Origin of the sequence: Myxococcus llanfairpwllgwyngyllgogerychwyrndrobwllllantysiliogogogochensis, from assembly GCF_006636215.1 — a bacterium.
GTDB classification, from domain to species: Bacteria; Myxococcota; Myxococcia; order Myxococcales; family Myxococcaceae; genus Myxococcus; species Myxococcus llanfairpwllgwyngyllgogerychwyrndrobwllllantysiliogogogochensis.
In genome coordinates, this window is the sequence record NZ_VIFM01000586.1 from 1 (window position 1) to 718 (window position 718).

Below are 718 nucleotides of genomic sequence, written 5' to 3' on the forward strand. Positions count from 1 at the left end.
GACGATGACGGGTGGGGCCTTCGTCTGCTCCCGAGGGAGCGGGACGCGTTGCCTGTCCGTGTCTCCGAGAGGCGCCGGCGGCGGCTTCTGCTCGAGCCCCAGCAGGGGAGCGGCCCAGGCGGACACCACGCCTCCATCGAGCCCCAGTCCCACCACCGCGGCGGCCACCGCGACGAGGACGAGCACGCCGGCGAGGACCTTGCGCCCGCCTCGGGATTCGGAGCCCACGGCGGGGACTCCGCGCAGGGTGTGGACGTGGGAGTCCTCGTCGTCGGGGACCTCGTCCTCGGGTTTGCGGCGGTTCTCCTGGAAGCCGCGCGAGGGTCGGGTGGTGACCTCGGCGTCGGGGAAGGCGGCGGGAAGCTGGGGCTGGGGCCGGCGACGGGCGGCTCCGGCGGCGCGTCGGGAGGGAACACCCGCGTGGCTGCCGGGCTCCGCGGAGAGCGAGGGCACGCGGACCATCGCCGTCTCCTCGTTGCGCTCGGGAGGCTGCGGGGGAGGGGCCACGGCGCGCAGCGTGTCCACGGTGCGGCCGGTGCGAGGGCGTGCCTCGCTCCGGGGCGCGGGCTCCTCCGACACGGGCACGGCGCGCGGGGCCGGCGCGGGAGCGCGGACGGTGTGCCCCGAAGGAGGAAGCGCGGGCCGCCCCGGCAGGGTGCGGGCCAGGTGCGGCGCTTCTTGCGGAGGCGGCGGGGGCCTGTCTCTGATACACATCTCC

General features: G+C 76.7%; 1 pseudogene. It reads right to left on the reverse strand.

What is annotated here, in order from left to right:
* Positions 1-718: pseudogene (locus tag FJV41_RS52990) on the reverse strand (hypothetical protein); the annotation flags it as partial.